The following is a 3,310-nucleotide window of genomic DNA, read 5'->3' on the forward strand; positions in this document are numbered from 1 at the left end:
GGCTGGTGGATCGCCCTCGCGCACCTGATGATCGCCGTGGCCGAGTTCGTCTCGATCATCGGCATCCCGTTCGCGCTCAAGGATCTGGAGCTGGCCAAGCTGGCGCTCGCGCCGATCGGCCGGACGATCCGCGAGAAGCCCTGATCAGTCGTTACCCAGCAGCACGTCGAGCATCATCTCGCGTCGGGTCAGGAAGTTGCGCGTGACCTGATAGTGGTCGGTGTCTTCATACTCGATCCGGTCCAGGCCGTGTTCAGAGGCCTGATAGATCCAGGCGTTCGGATAGCCGAGCAGGATCGGCGAGTGGGTGGCGATGATCAGTTGCGACCGCGCCTGCACCAGCTCGTGCATCCGCGCCAGGAACGAAAGCTGCCGCGTCGGCGACAGGGCGGCCTCGGGCTCGTCGAGGATGTAGAGGCCGTCGCCGATGAACCGCTTGTCGAACAGGGCGAAGAAGCTTTCGCCATGCGACTGTTCGTGCAAACCCGTCTGGCCGGCGCGGAAAGTGCCGGAAGCCTCCAGATAGCTGGCGGTATTGAAATAGCTTTCCGCCCTCAGGAAATAGCCGTCCCTGGCCTTCAGGGGCGCCCGCACCGGTCTGACAAACCGGTGCAGCGGCGAATGGGATGCGCGGGTCGAGAACTGATGGTCCTGCGACCCGCCCTCGGCGTTGAATCCCCAGGCCACGGCCAGCGCCTCGATCAGGGTCGACTTGCCCGACCCGTTCTCGCCGACCAGGAAGGTCACGTTGGGATGGAAGGCCAGGGTGTGCAGCGTCCGAACCGCCGGAACACTGAAGGGATAGGCGGTGTCGTCCCAGCCCTCACGCCGCTCGAATCGCGCCTCGATCCAGTAGGGGCGGGTGAGAGCGGTCATCTCACAAGCCGGTGAACAGCCGGTCGATCGCCCGGCGGATGTCATCTTCGCGATCGGCGAGGGAGCCCACGCGCTGCCTCAGATTGCGCCCCGCCATGCTCGGCAGTTCGCTAACCACGAGAACAAGATGCTCTCTGGCGACTTCGACCTCGATTTCCAGCGCGCCGACCGTCGCGTGGCTATCGTTGACCAGCGGTGCGACCACCGCGTCGTCAAAGCCGAGAACCAGATGTGAGGACAGCACAACCAGACAGGGCGCGAACTGGCGTGCCTCAGGGGATGGATTGTCGAAGACGTCGAACTGTCTCACAGCCAGGAGGGGCGAATATAGTCCGACAACAGACCCCGCTCGCGAATGCGACGGTTGTGGTCCTTGATGGCCTCGGCGTTATCTTCCGCCCAGCACTTCGCCCGGGCCTCGGCGCCCGCAGGATCGACCTTCTGCAGGTGCAGCCGTAGCGTCCGCTCATCCATGCCGGCGATGGAAATGCCCAGCCGTTCGGCCTGTGCGATCAGCTCCGGATCGATGCCGATGTTCAGTTCGACCTTGCCCATGGGCGGAAGGTACTCCGAAAGCGCGTGGAGCCCAAACCGCTCCAGTCGCTAGGCCTCGATTCCGCGCCACTCCAGCGGTTCAGGAAGGGCCGCCGCTGCATAGTCTATTTGCAGCACCCGCCGCCGCCGGTCGCCGACGGATCGCGCGGACATGTGCAGAATCGGCGTCGCATAGGCCCAGACATCTCCCGGCTCCGCCCTGCAGACAAGGTGCGGGCATTCTGATGCGCGCGCCGCCGCGACATCCGCCGGCACATATCCGAAACGGTGCGAGCCCTTCGCCACGACCAGCGGCGCATTGTCCGCATCGACCGGGTCTAGGTGCAGCCGCAACGTGACCATGCCCTCCAGCACCGCGATCGGCGGCGCGACGTGCAGGACGCTGTCCTTGGTCGACCACGGACCAAAGCCCGGCGTCTCATGCCGCAGCCGCACCGGAATGGTCCGGTCCTGATGCCAGGCGACGATCCAGTTGGCGGCCGGGCTCTTGTCGAACAGCACCGCCCGCACCGGTCTGGCCCCGGGCCCGATCAGCCCGGCCGCGATCCGGCCCACGGCGCCGTCGGCGGCCAGCAAAGCGGCCACATCCGGTTCGGCCCGCAGCCGGGTTCCGGGACGGCCAGTGATCTGAGGCTCCAGCCGAGCGACCAGCGACGCTGCCTCCGCCGCGCTCAGAACGCCGCCGAAATGCAGCGCCCCGTCGCGGTGGAATTCCAGATCGGCGGTGGTCACGACGGCCTCACCCCGGTGAGATCATCTTCTCGGGACGCACCGCCTCGTCGAACTCGGCGTCGGTCAGGTAGCCGCCGCCGACGGCTTCCTGACGCAGGGTGGTGCCGTTCTTGTGCGCCGTCTTGGCGATCTTCGCGCAGGCGTCGTAGCCCAGCTTGCCGTTCAGGGCGGTGACCAGCATCAGCGAGTTGTTCAGGCCGCGTTCGATATTGTCCTCGCGGGCCTCGATGCCGACGACGCAGTTGTCGGTGAAGCTGACGGCCGCATCGGCCATCAGGCGGACCGACTGCAGGAAGTTGTAGGCCATCACCGGGTTGTAGACGTTCAGCTCGAAATGCCCCTGCGAGCCGGCGAAGGTGAGGGCGGCGTTGTTGCCGAACACCTGGACGCAGACCTGGGTCAGGGCTTCGCACTGCGTCGGATTGACCTTGCCCGGCATGATCGACGAGCCCGGCTCGTTCTCCGGCAGGGCCAGTTCGCCCAGACCCGAACGCGGGCCGGAGCCCAGGAAGCGAATGTCGTTGGCGATCTTGAACAGGGAGGCGGCCACCGTGTTGATGGCGCCGTGGCTGAAGACCATGGCGTCGTGGGCGGCGAGCGCTTCAAACTTGTTCGGGGCGGTGGTGAAGGGCAGGCCGGTGATGCCGGCGATCTGTTCGGCGACCTTCTCGGCGAAGCCGACAGGGGCGTTCAGGCCGGTGCCGACGGCGGTGCCGCCTTGCGCCAGTTCCATCAGGGCCGGCAGGGTCTGTTCGATGCGGGCGATGCCGTTGGCGATCTGCTGCGTATAGCCGCCGAACTCCTGGCCGAGCGTCAGGGGGGTGGCGTCCTGGGTATGCGTCCGGCCGATCTTGATGATGTGGGCCCAGGCGTCCGACTTGGCCTTCAGGGCCGCGTGCAGGTGCTTGAGGGCCGGCAGCAGGTCGTTGACCACCTGTTCGGCGCAGGCGACGTGCATGGCCGTGGGATAGGTGTCGTTCGACGACTGGCTCATGTTGACGTGGTCGTTGGGGTGGACCGGCTTTTTAGAGCCCATCTCGCCGCCCAGCATCTCGATGGCGCGGTTCGAGATCACCTCGTTGGCGTTCATGTTCGACTGGGTGCCCGAGCCCGTCTGCCAGACGACCAGGGGGAAGTGGTCGTTCAG

At 66.1% G+C, this 3,310-nt stretch carries 6 protein-coding genes; 1 reads left to right on the plus strand and 5 read right to left on the minus strand.

Annotated elements, in window-relative coordinates; all coding sequences use genetic code 11:
* Window positions 1–144: YccF domain-containing protein (locus tag WC555_RS15405; protein ID WP_373255007.1), on the plus strand; the 144-nt coding region annotated here is incomplete at its 5' end.
* On the opposite strand, the gene WC555_RS15410 is transcribed toward WC555_RS15405, so the two are convergent.
* The 5 genes from WC555_RS15410 to WC555_RS15430 all read right to left on the minus strand — a co-directional run.
* Window positions 145–876: an AAA family ATPase gene (locus tag WC555_RS15410; protein ID WP_373254996.1), complete on the minus strand. Its 732-nt coding sequence runs from the start codon at window positions 874–876 to the stop codon at window positions 145–147.
* Between the two features lies 1 nt (window position 877).
* Complete coding sequence (locus WC555_RS15415; RefSeq protein ID WP_373254998.1) at window positions 878–1,186, minus strand: CcdB family protein; 309 nt, start codon at window positions 1,184–1,186, stop codon at window positions 878–880.
* Window positions 1,183–1,431: a type II toxin-antitoxin system CcdA family antitoxin gene (locus WC555_RS15420; RefSeq protein ID WP_373255000.1), complete on the minus strand. Its 249-nt coding sequence runs from the start codon at window positions 1,429–1,431 to the stop codon at window positions 1,183–1,185. Before WC555_RS15420 ends, WC555_RS15415 begins: the two co-directional genes overlap by 4 nt.
* A gap of 48 nt (window positions 1,432–1,479) precedes the next feature.
* Entirely contained in the window at window positions 1,480–2,163 is a 684-nt protein-coding gene (locus tag WC555_RS15425) for a phytanoyl-CoA dioxygenase family protein (RefSeq protein WP_373255003.1), read from the minus strand.
* A 7-nt stretch (window positions 2,164–2,170) separates the two neighbouring features.
* On the minus strand, window positions 2,171–3,310 hold a 1,140-nt coding region (locus tag WC555_RS15430), incomplete at its 5' end, for a class II fumarate hydratase (protein ID WP_373255006.1).

This window comes from Brevundimonas sp., from assembly GCF_041648615.1.
Lineage (GTDB): Bacteria > Pseudomonadota > Alphaproteobacteria > Caulobacterales > Caulobacteraceae > Brevundimonas.

Bases quoted from the DNA above. Each gene is read 5' to 3' on its own strand.
- WC555_RS15410 (WP_373254996.1), bottom strand. From the start codon at position 876: ATGACCGCTCTCACCCGCCCCTACTGGATCGAGGCGCGATTCGAGCGG.
- WC555_RS15420 (WP_373255000.1), bottom strand. From the start codon at position 1,431: ATGGGCAAGGTCGAACTGAACATCGGCATCGATCCGGAGCTGATCGCA.